At 49.4% G+C, this 25,832-nt stretch carries 27 protein-coding genes and 3 tRNA genes; 21 read left to right on the plus strand and 9 right to left on the minus strand.

What is annotated here, in order from left to right; translation table 11 throughout:
* Position 1: 1 nt before the first annotated feature.
* Positions 2-433, plus strand: coding sequence for a hypothetical protein (locus ACCI49_RS13905; protein ID WP_371839624.1), 432 nt, complete (start codon positions 2-4; stop codon positions 431-433).
* A 370-nt stretch (positions 434-803) separates the two neighbouring features.
* On the opposite strand, the gene ACCI49_RS13910 is transcribed toward ACCI49_RS13905, so the two are convergent.
* Positions 804-1,130, minus strand: coding sequence for a hypothetical protein (locus ACCI49_RS13910; protein WP_371839626.1), 327 nt, complete (start codon positions 1,128-1,130; stop codon positions 804-806).
* A gap of 245 nt (positions 1,131-1,375) precedes the next feature.
* On the opposite strand from ACCI49_RS13910, the gene ACCI49_RS13915 reads away from it, so the two are divergent.
* Positions 1,376-1,927, plus strand: a complete 552-nt coding sequence (locus ACCI49_RS13915) for an antirestriction protein ArdA (RefSeq protein ID WP_371839627.1) — start codon at positions 1,376-1,378, stop codon at positions 1,925-1,927.
* A 343-nt stretch (positions 1,928-2,270) separates the two neighbouring features.
* Positions 2,271-3,149 (plus strand): hypothetical protein, encoded by an 879-nt coding sequence (locus tag ACCI49_RS13920; protein ID WP_371839629.1) that lies wholly within the window; start codon positions 2,271-2,273, stop codon positions 3,147-3,149.
* On the opposite strand, the gene ACCI49_RS13925 is transcribed toward ACCI49_RS13920, so the two are convergent.
* Entirely contained in the window at positions 3,118-3,588 is a 471-nt protein-coding gene (locus ACCI49_RS13925) for a helix-turn-helix transcriptional regulator (protein WP_371839630.1), read from the minus strand. The two genes, ACCI49_RS13920 and ACCI49_RS13925, sit on opposite strands and share 32 nt — an antisense overlap.
* A gap of 150 nt (positions 3,589-3,738) precedes the next feature.
* On the opposite strand from ACCI49_RS13925, the gene ACCI49_RS13930 reads away from it, so the two are divergent.
* The 3 genes from ACCI49_RS13930 (at position 3,739) to ACCI49_RS13940 (ending at position 5,725) form a co-directional block, all read left to right on the plus strand.
* On the plus strand, positions 3,739-4,029 hold the full coding sequence (locus ACCI49_RS13930) for a hypothetical protein (RefSeq protein ID WP_371839632.1): 291 nt from the start codon (positions 3,739-3,741) through the stop codon (positions 4,027-4,029).
* A 109-nt stretch (positions 4,030-4,138) separates the two neighbouring features.
* Positions 4,139-4,495 (plus strand): hypothetical protein, encoded by a 357-nt coding sequence (locus ACCI49_RS13935; RefSeq protein WP_371839633.1) that lies wholly within the window; start codon positions 4,139-4,141, stop codon positions 4,493-4,495.
* Between the two features lie 72 nt (positions 4,496-4,567).
* Positions 4,568-5,725, plus strand: a complete 1,158-nt coding sequence (locus ACCI49_RS13940; RefSeq protein ID WP_371839634.1) for a tyrosine-type recombinase/integrase — start codon at positions 4,568-4,570, stop codon at positions 5,723-5,725.
* Here ACCI49_RS13940 and ACCI49_RS13945 read toward each other — a convergent pair.
* From ACCI49_RS13945 to ACCI49_RS13970, 6 genes are all read right to left on the minus strand, one after another.
* Positions 5,688-5,774: transfer RNA gene (locus ACCI49_RS13945), tRNA-Leu, on the minus strand. The two genes, ACCI49_RS13940 and ACCI49_RS13945, sit on opposite strands and share 38 nt — an antisense overlap.
* Positions 5,775-5,993: 219 nt before the next feature.
* Positions 5,994-6,067, minus strand: a tRNA-Cys gene (locus ACCI49_RS13950).
* Between the two features lie 483 nt (positions 6,068-6,550).
* On the minus strand, positions 6,551-7,777 hold the full coding sequence (locus ACCI49_RS13955) for a hypothetical protein (RefSeq protein WP_371839635.1): 1,227 nt from the start codon (positions 7,775-7,777) through the stop codon (positions 6,551-6,553).
* A gap of 353 nt (positions 7,778-8,130) precedes the next feature.
* Positions 8,131-8,580: a phosphate-starvation-inducible PsiE family protein gene (locus tag ACCI49_RS13960; protein WP_371839636.1), complete on the minus strand. Its 450-nt coding sequence runs from the start codon at positions 8,578-8,580 to the stop codon at positions 8,131-8,133.
* Between the two features lie 458 nt (positions 8,581-9,038).
* A tRNA-Pro gene (locus ACCI49_RS13965) sits at positions 9,039-9,115 on the minus strand.
* Positions 9,116-9,187: 72 nt separating this feature from the next.
* On the minus strand, positions 9,188-10,036 hold the full coding sequence (locus ACCI49_RS13970; RefSeq protein ID WP_371839637.1) for an acyl-CoA thioesterase: 849 nt from the start codon (positions 10,034-10,036) through the stop codon (positions 9,188-9,190).
* Between the two features lie 657 nt (positions 10,037-10,693).
* Here ACCI49_RS13970 and ACCI49_RS13975 point away from each other — a divergent pair.
* The 8 genes from ACCI49_RS13975 to ACCI49_RS14010 all read left to right on the plus strand — a co-directional run bounded on the left by ACCI49_RS13975 (position 10,694) and on the right by ACCI49_RS14010 (position 15,725).
* A complete protein-coding gene (locus ACCI49_RS13975; protein WP_371839638.1) occupies positions 10,694-11,374 on the plus strand; it encodes a TetR/AcrR family transcriptional regulator in 681 nt (226 codons plus the stop codon).
* A complete protein-coding gene (locus tag ACCI49_RS13980) occupies positions 11,367-11,930 on the plus strand; it encodes a DUF1285 domain-containing protein (protein ID WP_371839639.1) in 564 nt (187 codons plus the stop codon). The genes ACCI49_RS13975 and ACCI49_RS13980 overlap by 8 nt, the downstream gene beginning before the upstream one ends.
* A gap of 460 nt (positions 11,931-12,390) precedes the next feature.
* A complete protein-coding gene (locus tag ACCI49_RS13985) occupies positions 12,391-12,840 on the plus strand; it encodes a hypothetical protein (RefSeq protein ID WP_371839640.1) in 450 nt (149 codons plus the stop codon).
* Positions 12,831-13,763: a beta-helix domain-containing protein gene (locus ACCI49_RS13990; RefSeq protein ID WP_371839641.1), complete on the plus strand. Its 933-nt coding sequence runs from the start codon at positions 12,831-12,833 to the stop codon at positions 13,761-13,763. The genes ACCI49_RS13985 and ACCI49_RS13990 overlap by 10 nt, the downstream gene beginning before the upstream one ends.
* 115 nt (positions 13,764-13,878) lie before the next feature.
* A complete protein-coding gene (locus ACCI49_RS13995) occupies positions 13,879-14,040 on the plus strand; it encodes a hypothetical protein (RefSeq protein WP_371839642.1) in 162 nt (53 codons plus the stop codon).
* A 212-nt stretch (positions 14,041-14,252) separates the two neighbouring features.
* Positions 14,253-14,390, plus strand: a complete 138-nt coding sequence (locus tag ACCI49_RS14000) for a hypothetical protein (RefSeq protein WP_371839643.1) — start codon at positions 14,253-14,255, stop codon at positions 14,388-14,390.
* Positions 14,387-15,553, plus strand: coding sequence for a TonB-dependent receptor plug domain-containing protein (locus tag ACCI49_RS14005; protein ID WP_371839644.1), 1,167 nt, complete (start codon positions 14,387-14,389; stop codon positions 15,551-15,553). The genes ACCI49_RS14000 and ACCI49_RS14005 overlap by 4 nt, the downstream gene beginning before the upstream one ends.
* Positions 15,531-15,725 (plus strand): hypothetical protein, encoded by a 195-nt coding sequence (locus ACCI49_RS14010; RefSeq protein WP_371839645.1) that lies wholly within the window; start codon positions 15,531-15,533, stop codon positions 15,723-15,725. Before ACCI49_RS14005 ends, ACCI49_RS14010 begins: the two co-directional genes overlap by 23 nt.
* Before the next feature lie 238 nt (positions 15,726-15,963).
* Here the strand turns inward: ACCI49_RS14010 and ACCI49_RS14015 are convergent, their stop codons facing one another.
* Positions 15,964-17,586 (minus strand): electron transfer flavoprotein-ubiquinone oxidoreductase, encoded by a 1,623-nt coding sequence (locus ACCI49_RS14015; RefSeq protein ID WP_371839671.1) that lies wholly within the window; start codon positions 17,584-17,586, stop codon positions 15,964-15,966.
* A 368-nt stretch (positions 17,587-17,954) separates the two neighbouring features.
* Between ACCI49_RS14015 and ACCI49_RS14020 the strand changes: the two genes are divergently transcribed.
* The 7 genes from ACCI49_RS14020 (at position 17,955) to gspG (ending at position 25,818) form a co-directional block, all read left to right on the plus strand.
* Positions 17,955-18,704: an electron transfer flavoprotein subunit beta/FixA family protein gene (locus ACCI49_RS14020; RefSeq protein ID WP_371839646.1), complete on the plus strand. Its 750-nt coding sequence runs from the start codon at positions 17,955-17,957 to the stop codon at positions 18,702-18,704.
* Positions 18,704-19,633: an electron transfer flavoprotein subunit alpha/FixB family protein gene (locus tag ACCI49_RS14025; protein WP_371839647.1), complete on the plus strand. Its 930-nt coding sequence runs from the start codon at positions 18,704-18,706 to the stop codon at positions 19,631-19,633. The genes ACCI49_RS14020 and ACCI49_RS14025 overlap by 1 nt, the downstream gene beginning before the upstream one ends.
* 211 nt (positions 19,634-19,844) lie before the next feature.
* A complete protein-coding gene (locus ACCI49_RS14030) occupies positions 19,845-20,534 on the plus strand; it encodes a type II secretion system protein N (RefSeq protein ID WP_371839648.1) in 690 nt (229 codons plus the stop codon).
* Between the two features lie 56 nt (positions 20,535-20,590).
* On the plus strand, positions 20,591-22,636 hold the full coding sequence (gene gspD / locus ACCI49_RS14035) for a type II secretion system secretin GspD (RefSeq protein ID WP_371839649.1): 2,046 nt from the start codon (positions 20,591-20,593) through the stop codon (positions 22,634-22,636).
* Positions 22,633-24,129, plus strand: a complete 1,497-nt coding sequence (gspE, locus tag ACCI49_RS14040) for a type II secretion system ATPase GspE (RefSeq protein WP_371839650.1) — start codon at positions 22,633-22,635, stop codon at positions 24,127-24,129. Before gspD ends, gspE begins: the two co-directional genes overlap by 4 nt.
* Positions 24,130-24,131: 2 nt before the next feature.
* On the plus strand, positions 24,132-25,349 hold the full coding sequence (gene gspF, locus ACCI49_RS14045; RefSeq protein WP_371839651.1) for a type II secretion system inner membrane protein GspF: 1,218 nt from the start codon (positions 24,132-24,134) through the stop codon (positions 25,347-25,349).
* Between the two features lie 40 nt (positions 25,350-25,389).
* On the plus strand, positions 25,390-25,818 hold the full coding sequence (gene gspG / locus ACCI49_RS14050) for a type II secretion system major pseudopilin GspG (protein WP_371839652.1): 429 nt from the start codon (positions 25,390-25,392) through the stop codon (positions 25,816-25,818).
* Positions 25,819-25,832: the final 14 nt, after the last annotated feature.

A 25,832-nucleotide genomic window follows, 5' to 3' on the forward strand; every position in this document is an offset into this window, starting at 1 on the left:
CATGACGAAGCATGTCACAGTAGAACTTCTTCTCCTGTTGGGAGGCCAAGCTTTCGCTTTCTCTGAAAAGGAGCTTCAGCATTACGTTTGCCATGAGCATCTGAAGCTCCCTGAAAGCGCTATTGAAGTCCGCTTAGGAGACGGCACAAGAGCTGACTGCTTAGGTGATGAGTATGTGGTTGAAGTTGAGTTTGCCAGCAAGTGGAAAGACTCAATAGGGCATGTGATGCACTACTCCAACCAGACTCAGAAAAAGCCTCTTGTCTATCTGCTACTGACCTCTCCAAAGGATATGCGTTACTACCACCAGATGCAGGAGACACTGGCTGCCCAGGAGCTGAAGTATCCGATTAGAGTTTTGCCAGGGTCTTTCTATGAGACTGATGAAGCCACTCAGAAGAAGATTCAGAAGTACGTTGAAGAGCACTTCTAAGCACCTGGATATTTTGTTGAAAAAATCTGAGTGGGGAGATTGATAATAAGGACCGCGCGTTACCCCCCGTGGGGGCCTTCCTGACTGCTACCTGTACCGAAAGCCTGTACCAAACCTTCTAACCTATTGATTCATAAGGGTTTTCAAGAGATCTATAATCTTCTTTCACCCTGATTTGACTGTTATTGTGGCCAATATGGCTATATCCATCCTTATTCGTGGCCAGAATGTCCTTTCATTTCTAATTCATCTGTAACGCGGCTATTCACATTACTACAAGCCCTCTGTACTCCTTCATAATCGTAAGCAATACATGAATCAAATATATTCATTGAGGGCTATGCATAGGTAGCAACAATGTGATTCTAGCTTAGTTAAACGCTACAGAAGACGCTGCTATATGACCACTTGGGTCGCAATTACCAAAGCTGATATTCACCTGTTTATCTGACATGTAAGCTGATAACAAAAAAGAAACCTTTGCTTCGTAATTGTCTGTAGTGTTCTTATTCATATAAAAATTATCGGTACAGCTCGCGGTGACCTCGTAGTTGTTTACAAAACCCTCTAGTTTGAAGTGGATACCACTATCTTCAGCCTTCAAGTATGTTATTTTTTTAGCCCCGGTCCATTCTGCGTTAGCAGAAAATGAGGTAAGACAAAACACCCCGGCAATCAATATTTTAGTAAGTCTCATTATTTCCCCAAAAATCTATTACTTCTGATTAAAACCAATCTTACCTGATTATGGGTGGGGGGGCTATTTTCGGCACTCCTTCCTAGTCCCTCACCAGCCCCTCACAAGCTCACTCTATCCGCTCCCTTCCTAATGCTTCCCAAACATTCACAAACTTTTAAAATTATTTCTAAGTATCGCTTGACAGGTCTACTAAGTGCGACCTAGAGTTGTCGCATCAACAGACAACAACAGAGATTTACAACATGGCTAACATCACTTTTTACGAGTTGAGCACGTACAACAACGGCCTTTTGCTTCCTTTCACGATTGACCTTGATGAACTCAGTAGTGAGGAAGAGTTCAACGATGCAGTGCAGGACTGCCTGCAAGCGCTGAAAGAGAAAGTCATAGCAGGCGAGTTCCCACACGCGGATATTGAATACCAAGGGGGTTATTACACCTTTGAGGAGTATCGGGTAGCTGACTCTGAGGATGTGCCCGATAAGTATGTTGGTGAATATTCCTTAGATTCTGAGTATTGGGAATACAGAGAAGCCGTAGAAGAGCACGGCGCGGAGGTTGTGGATGCTGCTTTGTCTATTGGCTACGAGCTTGGAAGCTTAGAGGACTATTACGAAGGGCACGTTGAAGAGAAAAATGACGATGCTGAAACCCTGGGAGAATGGGCCTATCAGAATGACCACCTGGGTGAAATCCCTGACCACTTGGAGGGTTATATTGACTGGGATTCCGTAGGCCGTGACCTGAATTGCAGTGGATGGTGTGTAGTGAAAGGACATGTTTTTAGCGTCTAGCAGGTCTACTAAGTGCGACATAAAGGCCGCTTGAGTGCGGCTTTAAACCCCTTTTGAGGGCTTACCTATGGTTATTCGCCGTTGTGGCCCCTTGTTCATTGTTACTTATCGCGGGCATTGGGCGCTGTCTGCTGTGCTGTCCGACGCTCTCGCTTGTATTTGGTTGGAGGTGTTGCGTGATAGTTAGTTATCTAGTGCCCGCGCTAGTCCTGCTTTTCATGGTCTGGCAAGCGGTTGTTAATTGGCAGGAAGTAGCGCCGTTGTTTTGGCTTGTTGTTGCTGCGCTTGTTGCCTTTGGTTGCTTTGTTGGGCTGGCTTCAGTCCTCACAGGGAGGGTTTAGGGATGCGCTTTCTAGGTGTTGTCCTGGCTGTTGTAAGTGCTGTTTGCACGGCTTATTGGTTGGGTTCTGTCTCGGTTCCTTTTGGTGCTGTTGCTGTGTTGTTCTCTGTTGTTACCGCAATATCACTTGAAGCAGCTAAGAACCTGTTAGCAGTGCGTTCTGTGGAGTACTGGCAGAAGCGAAACTTTAAGCGGTTGTGTGTTGTTCTGGCTTGTGTGACTGCCTTGGTTGTTGTCTCTGTCTTTGCCACTGTTCAGTACATACAAGGCGCATACAGTGACCATACAAGCCCGCTACTAAAACAACATGTTCAGCAGCAACTAGAACAGCAGCGGCAGGCATTAGCAGGTAGTGCGCGGCTGATTGAGCTAGACCGCGTAAGCAAGGCGAAGCAGCAAAGAGGCGAGGAGCTGCCGGACCTCAACGAAAGCATAGAGAAGACGCTGGAGAGACTGAGTGACGTGAGGGATAGGCCAGCGTATCTCTCTCAGGTTTCTATTTTGGTTGGTGTGTTGCTGGATGTTGTAGCGCTTTTGATGTTGGTGTTAGATGCCACTGACAGACAGTCAAAACGTGATAGTGAATTCTTCAAGGGTAGGGCAGGACACGCACCAGAAGCCCGTACAACACCCCCACAAATCAACGATAGGCGACGCCCCTTGAGGATACTTGCTGAGCGGTTAGATAGCGGATGGAATCCAACAGTAAGGGGAACCATGGCGCTCTTTCAGTGCCAGTATGAAGAAGCCAAGGACTTACTTGATGCGCTAGTAGAAGCAGGAAAGATAGGTAGCGAGAAGAGGTCCGGCAGAGTGTTTTACACCAGGCTTACAACAGCTAACAACACGCTTACGAGTGGGTGTGGCGAGAGTTTGCAATGATGGCCTGAACATTAAACATCAGCCCGGTGGAGCTAGCTTTCAAAATGCTTTTGTACTTCTGCTGACAAGGAGCAGCAACATATTCCAAGGACATTAAACCGGCGAGTGCTGACCGCTCAACAATTTCAGGGTTTCCCTCGGCAGCCACTCTCTGCATGGCCGCCAGGAGCTGGATTGAAGCGGTGTTAATACGGCGTTCAGAAAAAGGCTTACAAAATACATAGGAGGGAATGAAATAGTCTGGGTGTGCGGTGCTGAAAGCAATTAGCAGGTCAAAGGAAATGTCTGTTTTACTCCCGCCTTCAAGCTTTACGTATGTTTGTCGGCTAATGCCAATTTTCTTTGAAAGCTGCTCTTGTGACAGCCCAAAGATTTTTGTGCGGATCTCCCTGAGTATTCCTGGGAGACGTTCATAATCGATTTTTAAACTACTACTCATACAACAAAATTATAAATTGACCATATTTCCTTTACATTCTAGCCCCTTTTTGTACGGAAATAGTCCAAAAGTAGTAGTTATAGTACAACCATCTGACGGAAACTGAATAAATAACAACCTGTCTGGAGCGAGGACACGATGTTTCTACCAATGGATAATGGAATTACATCATTTGGTGCTTATGAGGGAACAGCTGAGCAGTCAGAAACACTTATTGCTAGTGGGCGTTGGTTCCCTGTTAATCAAGCCACCACTGAGGGTAGGCAGACCGCTGAGGATTTAATTTCCAGTGGCTTTGCATATGCCCATGTACAGTGGGGGGTAACGTACTTTAATGACTGTGCTGAGCTGGATGAATTGCTTGGCCTGGATGAGTACGACAAGGGGGAGGTGGAAGCAGTCGCCTCTGAAGATAAACAGCACGCAGGTCGCATAAAATAGCCTTGCTTAGCGATTGTTGGGTGCGTATCATCCACGCAAATTTTTACTGACTGCTACCTGGGCGGTGTAACTGAGCGGGATGCTCTAATCACTTAAGGAAAACCAACAGATGAGTCTCCACAACCTTTCAAGGGCAATTGAGGTCGTTGTTAATGAAACGAACCCAAGAGTAACCGCTAGGCATGTCATCGTATTTTTGATGACAGCTGAGGCTGGTAATGAAGGATTGACTCAGCAAACTATTATGGACTTCTTCGGCGATGCGTTACCAAAGGGGTCTATTTCTAAACTAACCAAACGACTTCGGCGGATTGAGGACACTGGAGCTGATGGTGAAATCCGCTACGGGTACGACCTCATTCAGTGGATAGACGATAGGAGCGCGATTGAAGGAGCCTATGGCTATTTCCTTCTGACTGAAAAGGGCAAGCGAATTTATAAGCAAGTGAAGAGGCTTGCAGGGTAGGCGATTAGCGCCTTCCTTTTGTTTTCAGGTCGCATTTAATAGGGCTGACAAGTACGATATGGAGAGCTACTAATGATTGAACTTGGTAAAGGGATAACGCGTGAGCGGCTGAAGAGCGGGAAGGTGGTATACAAGCTCAATAAAACCTACAAAGGTGAACGCATCAAAGCAACCTGTGATAGTGAGCAGGAGTGCCGCGAGGTGTACCTGAAGCGGGTGAACGATATTGATTCAGGGAAAGACCTTGGAAAGGTAAAAGAGGCTGAGAAGCAGCGTGAAAAGCTGACTATGCGTGACCTCTTCAAGCGTGCTGAGCAGCATCCTAAGGTTTGGAAACACAACTCTACCAACGTAAGCCGCAATACTACTGAGCGATCCCTAGAAATGATGGGCTGGTGGGACAAGTCGCCCTTTGAGCTGACAGCTGAGGATTATCTGGACTTCATTGATAAATGTGAAAAGCAGGGTAATTCCCAGAACACTATTAATCACAAGCTGGCTTACCTTAACGGGCTTTTTAAAGTGGGTGTTTTACTCCGCTTCTTCACAGAGACAGAAGTTGTTTTTCCTGTGACGATGCAGGGCACTGTGAATGAGGATGCTACAAAAACCCGCTTCGCCTGGGATGATGAAACTGTTACGCGCTTTGAAAAAGTAATGAAGCACGTATCACTGGACTGGCAAGCTCTTTTCCTGGGACTGCTACACACTGGGATGCGGCCTGCTGAGATGAACAGCTTAAAAATAGGCAGTATTGACACTAAGTCCTGGCGCGTCACTTTTTTGCGTAAAAAGAAAAGAGGTAAGAAAGTAGAAACCCGGCTACCTGTTGTCAGCCAGCTTAAGCCTGTTTGGGAAGCGTACATTAAAGAGCGCTTAGAAAGTGGCGCGAGCTTGGATGATTCATTTATCACTGGCTTACGACATGAACGCTCAAGAGCCGATGCTTTCAACACCATCAAAAAAATGATGGGAATTTCTGATGAGAGCGTTACCTACACGCTTCGCCACACATGTTGCACGCGCTTGATTAAGCGAGGAGTAAATCTTGTCACGGTGATGAACTGGATGGGACATAGCTCAATTCAGACCACGATGAACTATGTGCATTTTTCACCAGAAATGTTTGATGAGGTGGATGCAAAAATTAGTGGTAATGAAGTTTTTAAAGGGAATTTAGAGGGGAGGGGAGTGGTGCCCGAGGCCGGACTTGAACCGGCATGGCCGTGAGGCCGAGGGATTTTAAATCCCTTGTGTATACCAATTTCACCACTCGGGCTGAGTAGCTTTCCTTAACTGCCGGGTGATTCCGTACCGAATCCTTGTACCAAAAATCTATGTCATTGATTTAGAATGACTTGTTATAGATTTTAAGTCTCCTGTGTCTACCAATTCCACCACCCGGGCAGGTCCTTTGCGAGGGGGACTGTAGCACTTTGCTTTGTCCTGGGTCCTCACTTCCACCACAATTCACAGGATTTTGTGATGGAAAGGAAAATGGAGGCTAGGGTCGGAATCGAACCGGCGTACACGGAGTTGCAGTCCGCTGCATGACCACTCTGCCACCTAGCCTTTTTATTCCGCTTCTACTGCGAAATTGAACGCTGCGAATTCTATCTGATAAATCTGAAAAATCCTAGCGTTTTCTTATACTTACGTGCACTTGGCTGCGTAAGAGGCCGCTATTCTATGGACTCTCAAAGATTAGTCAAGCGTTGATTTCATCAATGTGAAAAAGAAGCGCGAAAAAGTCGAAAAAGTTCCTGTGGATCGTTAAGGCAGAAGGCGTAATAACTTTTAGCACTGCTGTCAATGAACCTATTTCCATTTGTTCTAAATTTATGAGCGGGGCTGCTGGCAATCTGTCACGGGTGTTCGATACTGTCTTTATCTGGCTAACACGTCTCCCCCAAAACGTGTTTAGTAGCGCCGGTAGGGCACACCGAAACGGTACTTGCCTGCTGTGTAGCAAGGATGAAATCCTCCAAGTTTCACTCCTAATGGTCTTGGCCCTGACGCTCTCCCCCCCCGTCGTCAGGGCTTTTTTTTTGCCTGCTATTTGGCGCTCTGAGTATCCTTTTCGGTAAGATTTTCAGTGGCCAGGGCTTTTACAGGTCGGCCTGCAGCTTTTTCAGACAGCGCCCGGAAATGTTTCAAAGTTACCTCGCCACGGGTGCTTGCCAGCTCCCGCGCTACATCATCAATACTGGCTTTTCCGCCACTGGCATTGCGGATTTCTTTATCCAGTTCCAGCATGACCCCGGTAGCACGGGCAGTGATTGGGCCTGAAGAGCGTTTCACTAAAAGGGAAGGGGCTTTCTCACCCCATTGTGCAAGTTTTTCCATTGCCTCTTGATAACGGATTTCACTAATTCCGCCAGTGCGACGTAGGATTTCAAGCGAGTAAAATTCAGCCAGGCCTTCAACAATCCAATCGCTCTCATCGTCACCATGGATACCTGTGCCGACATGTACTAGTTCATGAATCATACTACTGGTACGGTTTCCACTGATCAGTGGTCGGTCGGCATGCATAAATAGTGAGCGGGTGCCAGATAAGCCGCCACGCCACATTGGGTCATCCGCTGTAACGATCAATAAATGGTCGGGAAAAAGTGGAAAAATTTTCTTCAGCTCTGGCAAGTTCCAGTTGAGGAAGGCGAGGACATCCTGGCGGCGAATATTCTGATCCTTGGGCCCAGAAATCCTGGTTTCCGTGCCTGCAATCAAATCTTGGCGGCTGCCGATTTTACCCACAATCATCCAGCCCTTGGGCCTTACAAAGCGGCGCTTGGGGTCGGATAGCTGATAGAAATTGTTTTCAATCTTCGGGTAGGGCAGGGCGGAAGACCAGCCTTCGGGCATGTCCAGCTTCAAGCGTGCATTAGAGCGCCCACGGCTGGTCGCAGAGATTGGGGCTATTAACTTGTCGCTACGGAGGATGGCCCAGTCTTGCGTAATTCTGGAATCATAACCGCCATTACTCCTTTGGTTATCTATCACAAAGCTATAGCTGAGCTTTGCCTTGCGGCCCTTGGGGTGCCAAATGGCCTTTGCGCCCTTAATCTCCAGAGGGTCCTTACTTTTCAGATCTTTATACCGCCCCGAACTTAAATTGATCGTGAGCTTGCTGGGAATATCCTTCCCACTTAGTGACATTTCCACCCGTGCGAGCTTGGCGTCTGGGTCGATCTCCGCAGTATACAAGAGCTCATAGGCCCAAGTGGCTGGAACAAAGGCGGCGAAGAGTACAAAGAGGGTGAGTAATCTTATAAACATCATCTTTTAGGCAGGAAATCCAACAAGTTGCAGTTTGGACAGCCCCCAAGCCTACAGGTGCCCGAGTGTCGCCTTCAAGCAAATTAGTGATAGGTGGTAGTCGGCATCGCTCACTATTTGCAGATGCAAACTCCATTATAAGATCAAGGAAAAAAGAATACACTTATAAGGTCGTTATCAATGAAGCCCTAACTGAACTTCTAGAAAAATCCCCTAAATCGGTTCACTAGAACAGGTCTTCTGTATACCCAGTAATGCCGTTGATGTTAGGGGTTTGCGATACAGGCACAGATCTGCTTGAAGGGAAGCTGCAAATCTGAGGTAGTGCATCAGGCAACGGGTGGATCGGGTGGTATTCATCTAAGTTGCTTGGTTTTTTCCTGTACTAACCAATAGGAGATCCCCAATGCAATGGTAACCAGGGCTATACCAATAATTTGCTCGGAGCTCACTACCCCGAGATCGAGAACGATCACCTTACGTGCTACAGCCATCAGGGCGGTAGCCAGCACCAGTTGGACAGGAATGACATTGGTGCCTAAATACAAGCGGATATTAGTGAAAATTTCGATGGCGATCAGAACTGCAAGAAAGGCGCCAAAGGTCTCCAGAATGTCCTCCATATCCAATAATAGAAACGGTGGAGAGCTGAGCTTTTCGTAGAGTACATACACGACATCGGCAATGGTCCAAAAAATCACCAATACCATAAGAATTGCAAGAAACCTTACTGCGGCTTTGATGGCGCGATGTAACTGGTTAATCAAGGGATCAGCGTGATCCTCATGAATTTCTTCGTATTTCATGGGCCTGGTTCCTTCCATGATGGCCTGATACCGCTTTAGGGGGCCTCTGAGTAATTCCGTAATGTTTTCTGGTTTTCAGGGCGATACACAATCAAGGCGCGGCTTTGTGTGAAATGCCCGCAAGCCCCGCCCAGCGGGAATTGCGGATTACAGCCGTTGTGTTGCAACTCTTGCAAAGGGCCAAGGCCATTCGCTACGAACTGTGCCCAGTATCTGTAGCCTTTAAATTCCGCAGAGATATATGGAATTATTCACAGGCACCTTAGCTTGAATATATGCGAAAACCACTGAGTCAGCTATGAAAGCTAACCCACTTCAATGATAAGAAGGGCCGAGGCTACACTGGGGGCTAATAATGGAAGGTTTTTTGTTGGAAGAAAGACATTAAATAGCCTGCACGATGCAAAACTGGATGAAATACAGACACAAAAAACCCGCTAAAAGCGGGTTTTTGAATTTGGTCGGTGAGAGAGGATTCGAACCTCCGACCCCTTCGTCCCGAACGAAGTGCGCTACCAGGCTGCGCTACTCACCGACTTATTAGTTTCGCTCCATCAGCGAATTGGGCGGCATTATAACAGCGATATTTTCACTGTAAACTATTGATTTAACTTTTAATTTGTCGAATGAGCCCCTCTTGAGCGGTGGAGGCGATCAGTACGCCATTGCGGGTGAAAATCTGGCCGCGGGCGAAGCCGCGCGCGCCTGTGGCAGAGGGGCTATCGGTAACATAAAGGAGCCACTGATCCAGGCGGAAGTCCCGATGAAACCACATGGCATGATCGACACTCGCAGGCATCAAGTGAGGGTCGAACAGGGAGATATCGTGGGGCTGAAGTGATGTGCCAAGCAGGCCCATGTCTGATGCATAGCAGAGAGCAGCGCGGTGCTCCATGGGATCGTCAGACATCTCGCCCGTGGCTCTTAGCCAGAACATGCACTTGGGCTCACTGGTCTCGGCACCAAAATAGCTCTTCGGATCTACTGGGCGAAAGTCGATCATGTAGCGGCGCTGGTCGTACTGCGGACTGACAAAACCTGCTTCCAAGGCGAGCTGCTGGGTGTTTTTCAGATTCTCAGGGGCCGGAATTTCTTCGCAGGGCATATCCACCTGATGGTCAAAGCCCGGTTCCTTGATCTGGAATGATGCGGACATATTAAAGATGGCTCGACCGCGCTGTTTGGCGACTACGCGACGGGTGGTGAAGCTACCGCCATCGCGAATGGGGTCTACCTCATAAATTACCGGTAGCTCACTGGAACCAGGGCGGAGGAAATAAGAGTGCAGAGAGTGCGGCAAACGGTCTTCGACAGTACGGGTGGCGGCCATTAGAGCTTGCCCAAGTACCTGCCCCCCAAAGAGAACTTTGCGATAATTTTCGACGTGATGGCGACTGCGAAAGAGATTGCGATCCAGCTCTTCGACGTCGAGTAGTTTGCTCAGCTTTTCCAACATGGACGACTCTACCTGTTACCTATTAGTGATAGTCGGAATTGTCTGGACGGGCATCTAGGCACTGGCCAGGTGGACGATAATAACAGCCCAAGTCGCTATCTCCACGGACATTTTGAATGAACAAATGGTATTGGTCACGTTTGAGACTGTAGTTGCCTATTACTCCATAGCTTCGGTTAGGAAACGGCTTAAACCGCATGACTCTGGGCTGAAAAATGCGATTGTCGTCTAGCACTATAGGGAAAAGGATGCTGCGAATTTGCACTCAGGACAATAATGTCGCTGCCCCATTGCTGGAATTCAATTAAGCAGAGACTTTTCCCGGCGGTCGGGCTTGCCTGGCTGTACATAATTTGGGCTCAATTGAGAAGTTATGCGCTATGCCTATGGTTGGATTGCTGCACTGCCATTTACTCTCCCAACTTCTTTCAATGCTGATTTGGGACTCGGTTACTATCAAATTTTGGGGGTTGGCGTTGGGCTCAACTTGTTGCGCAGGGGCTTTTAGCATAAAAAACGAGCAAAATAGACTAATATTTTCAATATTCGGGTGTCTAATTCCTCGATTCACTTTTCCAACCGAGTTGAATTGCCTATCATTCATGAATGAATAGTCAATTTCAGTCCCCATTTTTACGGGCAGAGAAGGTCGGAAGTATGGATAAGGCAAAAGAGAAGGTTCAGAGGTTTCGCGCACGAGAGCAGCGCATCCTGGATGCAGCTCTGGAGCTTCTGCTGGAGCACGGTGAAGAAAAGGTCACAGTCGAGCAGATTGCCGAGCGTGTAGATATCGGCAAAGGCACCATCTACAAGCACTTCATTTCAAAAACAGAAATCTACATGCGTTTGCTGATGGACTATGAGAGGTCCCTCGCTGAGCGCCTTAAGGGTGCTGTAGAGAATGCTGAGAAGGGCGATATCACTGCACCGGCCCGCGCTTACTTTGAGTCCCGTATGGCAGATCCTGGCAAGGATAGGCTCTTTCAGCGCCTCGAAGAGAAGATCATCGCCCTGAATTTGGCTCCGGAAATGATTTCTGAGCTGCACGCCATCCGCAACTCCAATGCTTCCGCCCTAAATCGGGTGTTTGAACGGAGGATGGAGCAAGGCATGCTGAAAAAGGTGCCTGCCTACTACTACTACTCAACTTACTGGGCGCTGGTGCAAGGCGCAGTCGAACTCTATCACTCCAAATCATTCGCCGATGTGATCGAAGATAGAGAGGGGCTGATGGAGTTTATTATGGATGTGGGAGTCCATATCGGTGATATATCTTCCCGTAAGCCGCCTGAGAGCAGTCACTCCACCGGCCATACTGCGGGGCCTTCCTTTGGCTGAGCCACTTTTCCAGCAATTGCAGAAATTGCAGTCAGAGTTCCATGGATATCCTCCGGTTGAGAAGTGGAACCCGGATTTCTGTGGTGACATGGATATGGTGATTAAGCGCGATGGTCGCTGGATTCACGAAGGCACCGAGATCAAGCGCCATACGCTGGTTAAGTTGTTTGCCAGTATTCTCAAGCGGGAAGGCGATGAGTACTTCTTGGTAACGCCTGTAGAGAAATTGCGCATACAGGTAGAGGACGTGCCTTTTGTGGCGACACAGGTGGCGCGCAACCCGAAAGATGATACGCAAACGTTGCTATTCACCACCAATGTGGGTGACGTTATCCCACTGGATGAGGATTGTGATTGGCGCTTACAGGAGTTCGGTACCCCTCCGCAACCAATCCCTTACCTGGAAATTCGGGGTGGCCTTCAAACGAGGGTTTCCCGGGATGTGTTCTACCAACTAATAGATTGGGCTGAGGACCATGAAGGCGGTTCCAGTGCCACGGGAAAACTATTCATACGAAGCGCTGGCAAGGGCTTTCTGTTAGGTACTTATAATTGATATTCTGCGCAGTTCATATAATTATGCCAGCATTCTGCTGGCTTTGACTTTTTATCAATTCTTTATCTTGTTCGCCATATGGTAGAAAAACGTCGAACTTGATTTCCACCTTTCATTCAATTTTTTTTACGATATGGGCGCAGGTACTCCTCAATCGCAACTAATTTGCTAGATGCCCATAAAGCAATCATTTTTCTGAAAGCCCGATGAAACTTGAAAGCAATAAAAAATCAATAAATTTGTAAAGCTGACGTTTTATTACAAAAATTACTAAAAAATTAACAATTTCGCAATACGGCGTTTCTACACTCCTCCGCGTCAAAATCGCTACGCGAATAAATTAATTACAATTTTCGGACAACCAAAAAGTACATTGTTTGATTTGATGGCTGTGTCTTTCAGTCCTCTCTGTGCTTATTAGCTGTCCAAATTTAGGGACAAGATTCCTGTAGGGGGAAATATGAAGCGCGTACAGAAAAGACTTTTACTGGCAGCTGCTATTACAGCACTTTTGGCCGGTTGTGATGGTGGTGGTGTAAGTGTTGAGTCAAAGATCGTAGATAATTCGGTCGACAACTCTGTCGATAACCCCGACGGTGGATCAACAGGTGAGAATCCATGTGCAACTATTGAAAGGACTGGGGTGCAGGGTGTCTATGAAAGTGGAGACTGCCGATATGGAGCCGACTTTGTTTCCGCGTCTAACCCTTTAACCGAAGACTTGTACCTTCCTACGCTTGTAGAAGGTGGTGCTCATATTTTTGAAGGAATTCTTTTTGTTGGTGAAAATCATTCCAGCGACGTCAATTTACAGGCTGCAGGTATCGCAAAAGGTGGCGATAGTGTGAAGCTGGAAATCCAAGCTGGTGCGACCATTGCTTTCAAAGATAATTCAGCTTTATGGTTGTGAATCGCGGTTCGCAAATTTTTGTCCGCGGAACTGAGTCTGCTCCAATCACTTTTACCTCTGAAACTGATGCGCGCGGTACGGTAGCTGCTGATGTCGTTTCCCAATGGGGAGGTATGGTAATCAATGGCTTTGGTGTGACCAACAAGTGTCAATATGAAGGCTCAATAGGGGATGATAATTTTGCTTTAAAAGGTGAATGTCATGTTGCAGCCGAGGGCTCCACAGGCGATAACACCTCACATTATGGGGGAGACAATAGTGCGGATAGCTCAGGTGAGCTTTCCTATGTAGTTGTTAAGCATACCGGAGCGTTAGTCGCTAGTGGCGACGAGCTGAATGGCATTTCATTTGATGCAGTTGGTAATGGCACTGTGGTAAATAACCTACAAATTTACTCCACCTTCGATGATGGAATCGAATTTTTTGGCGGTGCGGTAGATATTAACAACTATGTTGCATTGTATGTGCGTGATGATTCAATTGATATCGATGAAGGGTATCGAGGAAGCATCAACAATGCTCTAGTAATCCAGAGTAAAAATGATGGGAACCACTGTATTGAAGCGGACGGTATTGGCTCTTATAAAGATACGATTGATTACACTGCTTTAATCAGCCAGGGGCTCAACAGCCGCCCAATGATAGATGGTTTAACTTGTATCGTCTCTGCTCAAGAGGGGAGTACCCATGATCCTGGTGCTGGCTGGCGCTTGCGCGAAGGTATCTACCCGATGATTACTAATTCCATCATCATTGCGTCATTTGCAGCTGATGAAACTGCAGATGACGGTAACAACTATTGCCTGCGTATGGAGAGTGCGCAAACCCGCAGCGAAGCCACCTCGGGTACTGAGGCAGTGCTGACTTCCAATATTTTCGCTTGTGAAGATCGCACAAAACTGATGAGGATACCTTCGATCTAGAGAGCTGGGCAGTAGATAGTGGCAATCAGTTTGCCCCAATTTCCGGCGCAGCCAGCCCAACGATTAGTATCGATACCAATTTCATTTTATTGGATGGTACCCTGCAATATTTACTGTGCCCGCTGACCAGCAACGTATTGATGGTTTCGAACCCACCGTTACTGCATTTAATCGCGCATACCTGTGCGCCCTCGATATAAACGGCACTGACTGGACTCAAGGTTGGACTTATGGGTTGCATCAGGGCAGCCGTGCACAGCCTCTCTGGTTTGAATAGTTAGCTTGGGAAGCGGTTAGGATAAGTTCTCCTGAACTTGCAGGGCGCCGCCTTCGCTGATGGAGGCGGCGCCCTGTTTGGTTTTGACACCCAAATAGTGGGAAGTAAATAACAGAGGCCTGTGTAATGGCTAAATATGAAAAGTTTCAAAGAGCGCCGCTGGTAATAGCTGTTACTGCAGTCTCTGTGGCGTATTTGCCCAAGATGCAGAATTGCTTGAAGCGCAAGCTGATGCGGCGCAGGGCATAGAAGAGGTGATGGCTCACGGGCGCTTGAGGGATTCGGCGGAAGCCCTGGTAGTGAGCGCCTGGAAGAAGAGGTTGTTACCGATATCCTCGGTGCCGAGATGATTGGTCGGGTAGGGGATTCAACTGTTGCAGCGGCACTAAGGCGGGTATCTGGATTGTCTCTAGTGAGCAGCAAGTTCGTCTATGTGCGGGGGTTAGGAGAGCGTTATTCCAGTACTACGCTGAATGGCGCCACCGTGCCATCACCGGATCTGACACGAAACGTGATCCCTCTTGATCTATTTCCTACCTCTATCGTGGATTCCCTGGCAGTGCAAAAGAGTTACTCTGCTGATCAGGCCGCGAGCTTTGGTGGGGGTAATGTGGATATTCGAACAAAGGGAATTCCTGATGACCTGACATATTCAGTCGAATTGGGTACAGGGACTTATACAGAAACCGATAGTGAGGCTCTTAGTTACCAGGGTGGGGATGATGGCGTCTTTGGAACCGATGAAGGTACTAGGGCGCTCCCAGATGAAATATCTGCTGCTCTAAAGCGCTTCAGGGGTGGCTTGAGTACTTCAGATATCAGAAAAGTTCTTATTGAGGAAGGGAATCAGTATGCTAGTGAGCAGGAGGCTGATGTTGGCGCCCAGGCATTAAATCGTAAACTGGCTTTAAATCTCAATCGTAATATTTCCATAGAAGAGGGCTCAACGGATCCCGATGGCGATGTAAAAGCGAGTGTGGGTAACCGTTTTTACCTTGATGAGAATTGGGAGTTGGGTTTTTTGGCTGGGGCTTCTTATAAGAGTCAGTGGAGAGAGGCGGAGAGAACACAGCGAAACTTTGGCGCCCCCGACGAGCAAGTGAATTACCGCAGGAAGTCTACATATTCAGTGGATATCAGCGGCAACTTTAATTTGGGATTGCGTTTTGCCGATGAACATGCCATTGAAAGTACGAGCCTGTTCTTGTGCAATACCGATGATGAAACCTCTATCACAGATTACTTTAACGAAAATAGACAGGTATCAGATGGTTCTGGCTACCGCGAGTATTTGCTGAAGTATGAGGAGCGGGAATTAGCTCTGAATCAAGTGCAGGGCAGTCACTCCCTGGGTCCTGAAACCAGAACACTTCTCCCTCTTGAATTTTTCAACTGGGTACCGGAAGAGTTGGTTTTCGATTGGTTCTTTTCTGATGCAACCGCGACCACTGATATCCCGAATCAGGATGATGGGAGCATCCGAATATGTTGTGAACATGCTGCTGGGCTTTGATAGTCCAGATGGCGACCACACTGCAACATTGGGGTATAACGTATTTGGTGAGCGCTTGTATGTGGCTGGCCGCAATTTAGATCCTGACGCTTACGAACAACCTTTCCACTTGCTGGACCTAACTTATTCTTGGTGCCCCACTGAGGAGGTAACAATAAAAGCCAAGATGTAAAATCTTTTGGATGAATCTATTGAGATAGGGCGTGATGGTGTTCTCGTCTTTGAGGAGAAGCCGGGACAGACCTTTGCGTTGAGTGCTCAATACAAGTTTTAATTTTTAATCTCTCTAATTCCTGCTGCTAACTTTCGGCAGCAGGAATTTGCTCCGGTTATGCATCTCCTAGAGAAGCTTGAGTAATAAAATTAAAAAACAAAAATGGCGCCCGAAGGCGCCATTGAAATCGACAAACTTACATGTTCGGGTAGTTGGGGCCGCCGCCACCTTCCGGTGTTACCCAAACAATATTCTGGGTGGGGTCTTTAATGTCACAAGTCTTGCAGTGCACACAGTTCTGCGCGTTAATTTGGAAGCGCTTACCGTTGGCATCTTCAACCACTTCATAGACCCCAGCAGGGCAGTAAAGCTGTGCGGGCTCGTCGTAGATCGGCAGGTTGTGGTTCAGTGGGATCTCAGGATCTTTCAGGACCAGGTGACAGGGCTGGTCTTCCTCGTGGTTTGTGTTGGAAATAAATACGGAAGATAACTTGTCAAAGCTGAGAACGCCATCGGGTTTTGGGTAGTCGATCTTTGCGCAATCTGCTGCCGGCTTGAGCTGGGCGTGATCTGCTTTGGTGTCGCGCAGGGTCCAGGGCAGCTTGCCTTTAAAAAGGTTGATATCCACAAATGCATAGGCAGAGCCAAAGATGTTGCCCCACTTGTGCTGAGCCGGGCCGAAGTTGCGCTGCAGGTGTAATTCTTTCCAGGCCCAGCTATCGCGGTACTTGGTGGTGTAGTCGGTCAGCTCTTCATTGCTGCGATCAGCAGCAAGGGCTTCCACCACTGATTCCGCGGCAATCATGCCTGACTTCATTGCGGTGTGGTTGCCCTTGATCTTGGCAAAGTTCAGGGTGCCGGCGTTGTCGCCGATCAGCAGGCCACCGGGGAAGGTCATCTTCGGCTGGGACTGCAGGCCGCCCTTAACAATGGCGCGAGCACCGTAGGCAACACGCTCCCCGCCTTCCAAGTACTGTTTGATCACCGGGTGATGCTTGTAGCGTTGGAATTCGTCGAATGGGCTCACGTGCGGGTTACTGTAAGCGAGGTCAGTAATCAGGCCAACCACAACCTGATTGTCTTCCAGGTGGTAGAGAAAGCCGCCACCATGGGTGCCACTCTGGTCCAGGGGCCAGCCGGCCGTATGCACCACCAGGCCCTGCTGGTGCTTGTCTGTGGGTACCTTCCAGATTTCTTTGACGCCAATACCGTAGTGCTGTGGATCGGTGTCCGCATCCAGCTTGAAGCGCTCGATCAATTGCTTGCCCAAGTGGCCGCGGCAACCTTCGGCAAACAGGGTATATTTTGCGTGCAGCTCCATGCCTGGCATATAGGAGTCTTTTTGCTCGCCATTCATGCCAACGCCCATATCGCCAGTGGCGATACCTTTTACAGTGCCGTCCTCGTTGTAGAGCACTTCGGCTGCAGCGAAGCCTGGGAAGATTTCCACCCCCAGGTTTTCCGCTTGTTCTGCCAACCAGCGGCACAGGTTACCGAGGCTGATGATGTAGTTACCCTCGTTGTGCATGGTACTGGGCACAAATAAGTTGGGTACCTTGATGGAGTTTTCATCGCTACGCAGGACGTAGATGTCATCTCCCTTTACTTCGGTATTCAGCGGGGCGCCGCGCTCTTTCCAGTCGGGAAAAAGTTCATTCAAGGCGGTAGGTTCAAAGACTGCGCCTGACAGGATGTGGGCGCCGACCTCAGAGCCCTTCTCCACGACACATACTGAGATGTCTTCATTGAGCTGGCGAATACGGCAGGCCGCTGCCAATCCGGCGGGACCGGCACCCACGATCACTACATCGTATTCCATTGATTCGCGTTCCACGGCACTCTCCTCAGCAGTTGTATTCAACTTTATGCGGCCAATCTGGCCTTATCATTTATATTGGTGGCCGATTATATAGGCGTTTAATCAACCCTACCAATTGCATGACTAATCATTTGCTATGGCAAATGTGCTGTATTTCAACAGCTTAGGAAGAAGGGATAGGCCGCCACTATGGTTGGAAATAGATATAGTGAGTGGCGGTGATGACCTCTATTTGGCTATTGATTTTGCTGTATAGAACCGCCACCATACACGCCGTTCAAACACTTGTTTGACCAGAACACCGTATCCGCTCGCGATGTGAATCGTCAGTTGCGGCTGTTAAAAAGCATATTTGAGACGGGATTTCCATGAAAGTTCTTGTAGCTGTGAAACGCGTTGTTGACTACAACGTCAAAGTTCGCCCCAAGGCGGACGGCACTGACGTTGATACAGCCAACGTCAAAATGTCTATCAACCCCTTCTGCGAAATTGCAGTTGAAGAAGCGGTGCGCTTGAAGGAAAAAGGCGTTGTCAGCGAGATAGTCGCCGTTTCCATGGGGTCCAAGCAGTGCCAGGAGCAAATCCGCACCGCTCTGGCTCTGGGCGCTGACCGCGGTATCCTGGTGGAGACCGATGCCGAGCTGCAGCCTTTGGCCGTAGCCAAGTGCCTGAAAGCGATTGTTGAAAAAGAAGAGCCGCAAATGGTGATTCTGGGTAAACAGTCCATTGATGGCGATAATAACCAGACTGGCCAGATGCTGGGCGCGTTGACGGGAATGGGGCAGGGCACTTTTGCCTCTGAAGTATCTGTGGAAGGCGGTACCGTTAAAGTTACCCGTGAGATCGACGGTGGCCTGCAAACCGTTGAACTCAAGCTGCCGGCCATTATTACCACTGATCTGCGCTTGAATGAGCCTCGCTACGCTTCGCTGCCGAATATCATGAAGGCCAAGAAGAAGCCTCTCGATACCACCACCCCAGATGAGCTGGGCATAGATATCGCTCCTCGCACTAAGACCCTGAAAGTTGAGCCGCCGGCTGAGCGTCAGGCAGGCGTCAAAGTTGCCGACGTTGCGGAATTGGTAGAAAAACTGAAAAACGAGGCGAAGGTAATCTGATGAGCATCCTGGTTATTGCTGAACACGACAACGCCGAGCTGAAGGGCGCTACGCTCAACACTGTCGCTGCTGCCAAGGCAATTGGTGGCAATATTGACGTCCTGGTTGCCGGCTCAGGCTGTGCTGCTGTTGCAGAAGCTGCTGCAAAAGTTGATGGCGTGAACAAGGTACTTCTGGCTGATAACACAGCTTACGAGCATCAGCTGGCCGAAAATGTTGCCAAGCTGGTTGCAGATCTGGGTAAGGACTACGGTCATATCCTTGCGCCAGCAACTACCACAGGTAAAAACATGCTGCCGCGCGCGGCAGCGCTGCTGGATGTCCAGCCTATTTCCGACATTGTCGCAGTAGAGAGCGTTGATACGTTCAAGCGACCGATTTACGCCGGTAATGTAATCGCAACTGTTCAGAGTTCAGATGCCATCAAGGTAATCTCTGTGCGTACCACCGCTTTTGATGCAGTTGCTGCTGAGGGTGGGAGTGCGGCAGTTGAGTCAATCGATATTGCTGATGACGCTGGTGTTTCCTCTTTTGTCGGCGAAGAACTCGCCAAATCCGATCGTCCGGAACTTACTGCCGCAAGCGTGGTCATCTCTGGTGGACGCGGAATGCAAAATGGCGACAACTTCGAAATGCTGTACAAGTTGGCTGACAAGCTGGGTGCAGCGGTTGGTGCCTCACGCGCCGCAGTCGATGCTGGTTTTGTCCCCAATGATATGCAGGTTGGCCAGACCGGTAAGATTGTCGCTCCCGATTTGTATATCGCCGTTGGTATTTCCGGCGCCATCCAGCATCTGGCGGGTATGAAGGATTCAAAGGTTATTGTGGCCATCAACAAGGATGAAGAAGCGCCTATCTTCTCTGTTGCTGACTACGGCTTGGTTGCAGACTTGTTTGAAGCGGTTCCTGAGTTTGAAGCAAAACTGTAATTCCTGATTACTATACTGACCAGTGTTGAAAAGGCGGCAATAAGCCGCCTTTTCTATTTTTGTGGCGGAACTAGTGAGCAATTCAGGGGACGAAATGTATGTTTGTAGTGTTTAACTGGGCAGGAACATTGCCTTTCTCGAGCTGAGACAACAAAATAGGCGTCAAAAACCAATAACCTCAAAAAAGTTGAACGTGTATGTGGGTATATTCATGTCCCCATTAAAACGAGCAGTTGGCTCAGTTGGCACCGGTTTTGGCCAGGGTGAGTCGGGTAGAGTTCTATCCCGAGGCACTATGGCGGCATCCGCAGTGGGTCTGCTATGGGTCTCTGGCAACCTGTTTGCCTATGGCTCCCTGCTGGTTCCCAGTGCGCCAGAAGAGACCTTGCTGGCTGAGCGCAATGACCAAAGGGTGAGCGCGCCACAAGCCGCCTCAATACCGAATACGCCTTTCTTTGGCTATGCGGATGCCAAGAAAAAAGAAGATATCCCCGAAGTTGATCTCTCCAATCTCCCTATTACCCAGCTGAATATTGTCTTGTCTGGTGTGTTAGACAGTAGTGACAAGAGTAAAGCCAGTGCACTTGTGGCCGAAAAAGGAAAACCTGCGAAGCGTTTGTACGTAGGTGACTCTCTGCCGGGTGGCGCGGAACTCTATTCTGTTGAGGTAGACCATGTAGTTCTTCGTCGTAATGGCAAGATGGAAAAATTGACCTACCCGGAAGTGGATGGTCGCCCGAATGTTCCGCTTAAGAATTACTCCAGCCTTGCCCGCAAGGCCAGCCAAATTAGCACGAGAAGTGCGGGCCAGCGTGGAGAAAATCAGCAGAGCATCCGGGAGCGAATGGAAAAGCTTCGTGAAATGGCCCGTGAGCGCCGTGCTCAGCGTCAACCCCAATAAAACTGTTTACCTAGATTGTTTTGAGTTTTTAAACATTTACTAGAGCCAGATAAATAATGATGAAGATGTTTTATCGACGGCTGATTGCGGTCGGATTTAGTTTTTTTGTGTCTACTGCAACGCTGGCTCAAAGCCCCGAGACAGTTACCATATCACTCGACAATGCCGATGTTCGTGACCTGATTAACTGGGCTGCGGATTTCACTGGGAAAAATATTATTGTCCATCCCAATGTCAAGGGAAAAGTCACCGTCGTAGCCGGTGATCCCATGACACACCAGGAAGCTTTTGATGTGTTTATGTCGGTGCTGCAGGTGAATGGCTTTAGTTTAGTGGAGCAGGGGGACACCTGGAAAGTGGTGCCCGACGCGCTCGCTAAACAACAGGCGATTCCGGTGGCTGACGAAAATACCCGTGCACCAGCTGAATCTCTGGTTGTGCGCACAGTGCGGGTTGAAAATATTTCAGCATCCCAGCTGATTGCTATGCTGCGCCCGCTCATTCCACAAACTGGTCACCTCGCTGCTTACGCCGATACCAATACTCTGATTATCGCCGATCGTGCGGCAAATATTGATCAGATCGTGCGCTTGGTAAAACAGTTGGATCGCGCTGGCGCTATTGATATTGAGGTAGTGCCTTTGATGTTTGCCTCCGCGAAAGAGGTTAAGCAGGTTCTGACTGACTTACTGCAGTCTGGTGGTGGTAAGGGGGCAGGCAAAGAGGTGCAGCCGCTGCGTATTTCTGTGGATGAGCGCTCTAACAGTATTCTCCTGACCGGCGATCCTGTGACCCGCCAGCAGATTAAGACGGTGATCAGTCGCCTCGATCAGCCGCTCGATGGGGAAGGTAATACTGCGGTGGTGTATGTGCAATATGCCAATGCTGCAGATTTAAAGCCGATTCTCGAAGGCATGAGTGGCAGTATTCAAAATACGGAAAAAGACCAACAGGCTGCAGATGTTGAAGTCAGTATTCAGGTCAATGAATCCCTTAATGCACTGGTGCTGACTGCGCCGCCGGCTCTGCTGGAAACTATGAAAGGCGTTATCGCGCGATTGGATGTGCGTCGGGCGCAGGTGCTGATTGAGGCAATTATCGTTGAGGTTAATGAGAAAACCAATAATGAGCTAGGTATTAGCTGGATCGCTGGGGCAGATGATAATGTTGTTGCGGGGTGGAATAACACCCTGGATCCTGTTACCGAAGGTGAAATTAATCCATTCTCACTGCCAATTAAGGATATTACTGGGGCCAACGCGCTGCACCTCGGGTATCTAAGCGGCACTGACCTGCGAGTTGCGGTCAGTGCGCTCGCTACGGCTGGCAACACGAATATCTTGTCAACCCCGACGATTATGGCTCTGGATAATGAAGAAGCTGAGATCCTGGTTGGCCAGAACGTGCCATTTGTTACGGGTGAACAGTTGTTGTCCGGTAGTAATAACGACCCGTTTACCACTATTCAGCGTGAAGATATCGGTACTACCCTCAAGGTGACTCCTAGGGTAAATAACAACAATTCCGTAACTCTGGAAATTGAGCAGAAGGTAGAAAACCTTGTTTCGGCGGCAGTCGAAGAGGCCGCTGGGGCCTCGGATATCATTACCAGTAAACGTGAGATTCGCACCAAGGTGTTGATCGACGACGGCGCCATTTTGGTACTGGGTGGGTTGATTGAGGATAATGTTACAGACTCTGTGCAAAAGGTGCCCCTTCTGGGAGATATCCCTGGAATAGGTCGTCTGTTCAGGAATAATACAAAGAAAGTTACAAAAACAAATCTAATGGTGTTCCTGAAGCCTAAGATCCTGAGCACTCAGGTAGCCGGTTATGAGGAAACTCGCAAGCGCTATATGGATCTTCAACAGAAGCAAATATATATCAAAGACAGAACCAGCCTCCTTTGGGATTGGCACCGTGGCGATGCTCTGCCTGACATGATGCCGCCCACTGGTACCTATAACGAAAGCCCCGCCCCGGTAGATGGCTCTATCAATGCCGTTGATAACCTGGAAGAGGCACTGGAAGGGATGCCAGTTGAGGAAGGGGTGCCCGGTGAGGTGGAAGTTGAGGTGCTGGAGGTTGAAGAAGCTAAATGACGGCCGAACTAGGAACAGGGACTCCAACTATTCGCCGCCTTCCGTACGCTTTCGCCAAGCGTCATAGAGTCCTGTTGGTGGAGCAGGAAGGTCAGCCGATATGTCAGTATGTTGCTCCGTTGAGCCCCTCGGCCATTGCCGAGGTGCAGCGGATTAATGGTAGTACAGTAAGCCTGGAAGCCGTTGAGGAAGGGGCTTTTCAGATAGCATTGCAGCGCCTGTACGAAAACCGTGAGGGCGGCAACCTTTCGGAGGTGGAGGGGCTTGGTGAAGATCTGGATCTCGCTGCGGTTGCAGATTCACTACCGGAAACCGAAGATCTATTGGAGCAGGAAGATGATGCACCCATCGTTAAGCTGATCAATGCAATTTTTGCAGAATCACTTAAACAAGGTGCGTCGGATATTCATATTGAGACCTTTGAGAAGCGCTTGGTTGTACGCTTCAGGGTTGATGGTGTTTTGCGTGAGGTATTACAGCCACGCCGTGCTCTGGCACCGCTGCTGGTTTCGAGGATCAAGGTAATGGCCAAACTGGATATCGCGGAAAAGCGCGTTCCCCAAGATGGCCGTATTTCTCTGCTCATGGCTGGGCGCGAAGTGGATGTCCGAGTTTCCACCATGCCGTCCTCGGCCGGGGAGCGGGTGGTAATGCGCTTGCTCGACAAGCAGGCGGGCAATATGGATCTGGGTAAGTTGGGCATGGCGGAGCGTGACCTCCGTGTTATGACAGACCTGCTTGGCCATCCGCACGGTATTATTTTGGTCACTGGCCCGACGGGTTCCGGTAAAACCACCACCTTGTATGCGGGCCTTGGCAGTATCAACAGCCGTGAGAAAAATATCCTTACCGTAGAAGACCCGGTGGAATACAACCTGGAAGGCGTGGGCCAGACCCAGGTTAATACCAAGGCAGATATGACCTTTGCCCGCGGCCTGCGCGCTATTTTGCGTCAGGACCCGGATGTGGTGATGGTGGGCGAAATCCGGGACTTGGAAACCATGCAGATCGCCATTCAGGCGAGTTTGACGGGGCATTTGGTTCTCTCCACGCTGCACACAAATACCGCTTTGGGTGCGGTAACTCGACTGGTCGATATGGGTATCGAACCCTTCCTGCTGTCGTCGAGTTTGATTGGCGTGCTGGCCCAGCGCTTGGTGCGAGTTCTCTGTCCTGCCTGTAAGCAACCGCATGTCGCCGATCAGGGCGAGAGGGAAGTGCTCGGCGTTGATCCCGAAGCGGAAACTATTATCTACCGCCCTAATGGCTGTGAGGAATGTAACCACAGTGGTTATGTGGGGCGGATCGGTATCTACGAATTGGTTCCGTTGAATGAGGTTATACGGCAATTGATCCACGACCGCGCGTCTGAAAACAAACTTGTAGCGGAAGCGCGCAAGCTGGGCCCGAGTATCCGCGATGATGGTATTGCCAAGATTTTGGCAGGCAGGACTTCCCTTGAGGAAGTGATGCGAGTTACCCAGGAGTCCTGATCGTGGCAGCATTTGAATATACGGCTCTGGCGGCATCCGGTCGAAAGAGTAAGGGGACCCTGGAGGCCGACAGCGCTCGCTCCGCGCGCCAACAATTACGTGCAAAAGGTATGGTGCCCCTGGACGTGGCTCCCGCCGCTGAACAGACTGAAAAGAGTGCTGGCGGAATTATGTCCGGCAGTCCCGGCCTCAGCATTAAAAACCTGGCCCTGCTGACACGGCAGATTGCGACCCTGTTGCGCGCCGGTATCCCTCTGGAGGAAACTCTGGGGGCTATCGCCAACCAGACCCGCAATCAGAAAATTCGTCGGGTAGTGCTGGCTGTACGGGGTAAAATTCTGGAGGGGCACAGTTTCGCACTGGCCCTGGGCAGCTTTCCTCGTGCTTTTCCGAAGCTCTACCGCGCTACAGTGGAGGCAGGTGAGCACTCCGGCCACCTGGATTCAGTATTGGAGCGCCTTGGAGACTACACAGAAGGCCAGCAGCAATTTCGACAGAAAGTACAGTTGGCTTTGATCTACCCGGTAGTGTTGGTATTTATCTGTATTCTGGTGGTCACAGGATTGATGGTGTACGTGGTACCCGATGTGATCGAAGTATTCACTGGCACTGGCCAAGTATTGCCGCTTGCCACCCGGATCCTGGTCTCGTTAAGTGACTTCATTTCCGCTTGGGGTTGGCTGGTACCGCCCGCCTTAGGTGCGATTATTGCGGGCGTTATCTTTATGCTGCGACGTCCGGCTGTGCGTTTTCGCTTTCATCACCGCCTGTTGGAGCTGCCAATCATCGGCTGGATGGTGCGTGGTGCTCAGAGTGCCCGCTATGTGGGTACCCTGGCGATTCTTACTGGCAGTAGTGTGCCTTTGGTGCAGGCCATGGGGATTGCCGGCGGGGTAATGACCAATGACTTCCTTAAGGATCGCCTGGAAGCTGCACAGAAGTCAGTGCGTGAAGGTGGTAGCCTGCACAAGGCGCTAGAGGATGTTGGCTATTTCCCACCAATGATGATCTACATGATTGCCAGTGGTGAGTCTTCCGGGACTCTGGATGAGATGTTGCAAAGGGCGGCGGAATCCCAGGAGCAGGATTTGCAGGGTGCGGTTACCGCTTTTGTGAGCTTGTTCGAACCACTTATGTTGCTGGTCATGGCCGCTATCGTACTATTTATCGTAATGGCCATTATGATGCCGATCCTGAGCATGAATGAACTGGTCGTGTAAATATTAAAAAACTCTCAACTCGGGTAAAGAGGAGATGAAAATGAAAAGTTTACGTAGAAGCGGTGGTTTTACGCTGATCGAAATCATGGTGGTGATCGTGATTCTCGGTGTACTCGGTGCCCTGGTGGTACCCAATGTACTAGGTAGAACCGGTGAGGCGCGCATGAAGGCGGCTCAAGTAGACCTGCGTGCGATCGAGACTGCACTTGATATGTATCGTATGGATAACTTCGTTTACCCGAGTTCAGACCAGGGTTTGACTGCATTGGTGAGCCGCCCCTCGGGCTTCCCTGAAGCTAAGAACTGGACCGAGCCCTACCTGAAGAAAGCGCCGAAGGACCCTTGGGGCAATGAATACCAGTACATCAGCCCCGGTAGCACCGGTGCCTTTGACCTCTTCTCCCTGGGCTCCGATGGCAAGCCCGGTGGCGAAGGTGAAGCCGCAGATATTTTTGCTGCTGATCTGTAACCCCGGTAAAAGCA

Origin of the sequence: Microbulbifer epialgicus (genome assembly GCF_041447265.1) — a bacterium.
Lineage (GTDB): Bacteria > Pseudomonadota > Gammaproteobacteria > Pseudomonadales > Cellvibrionaceae > Microbulbifer > Microbulbifer epialgicus.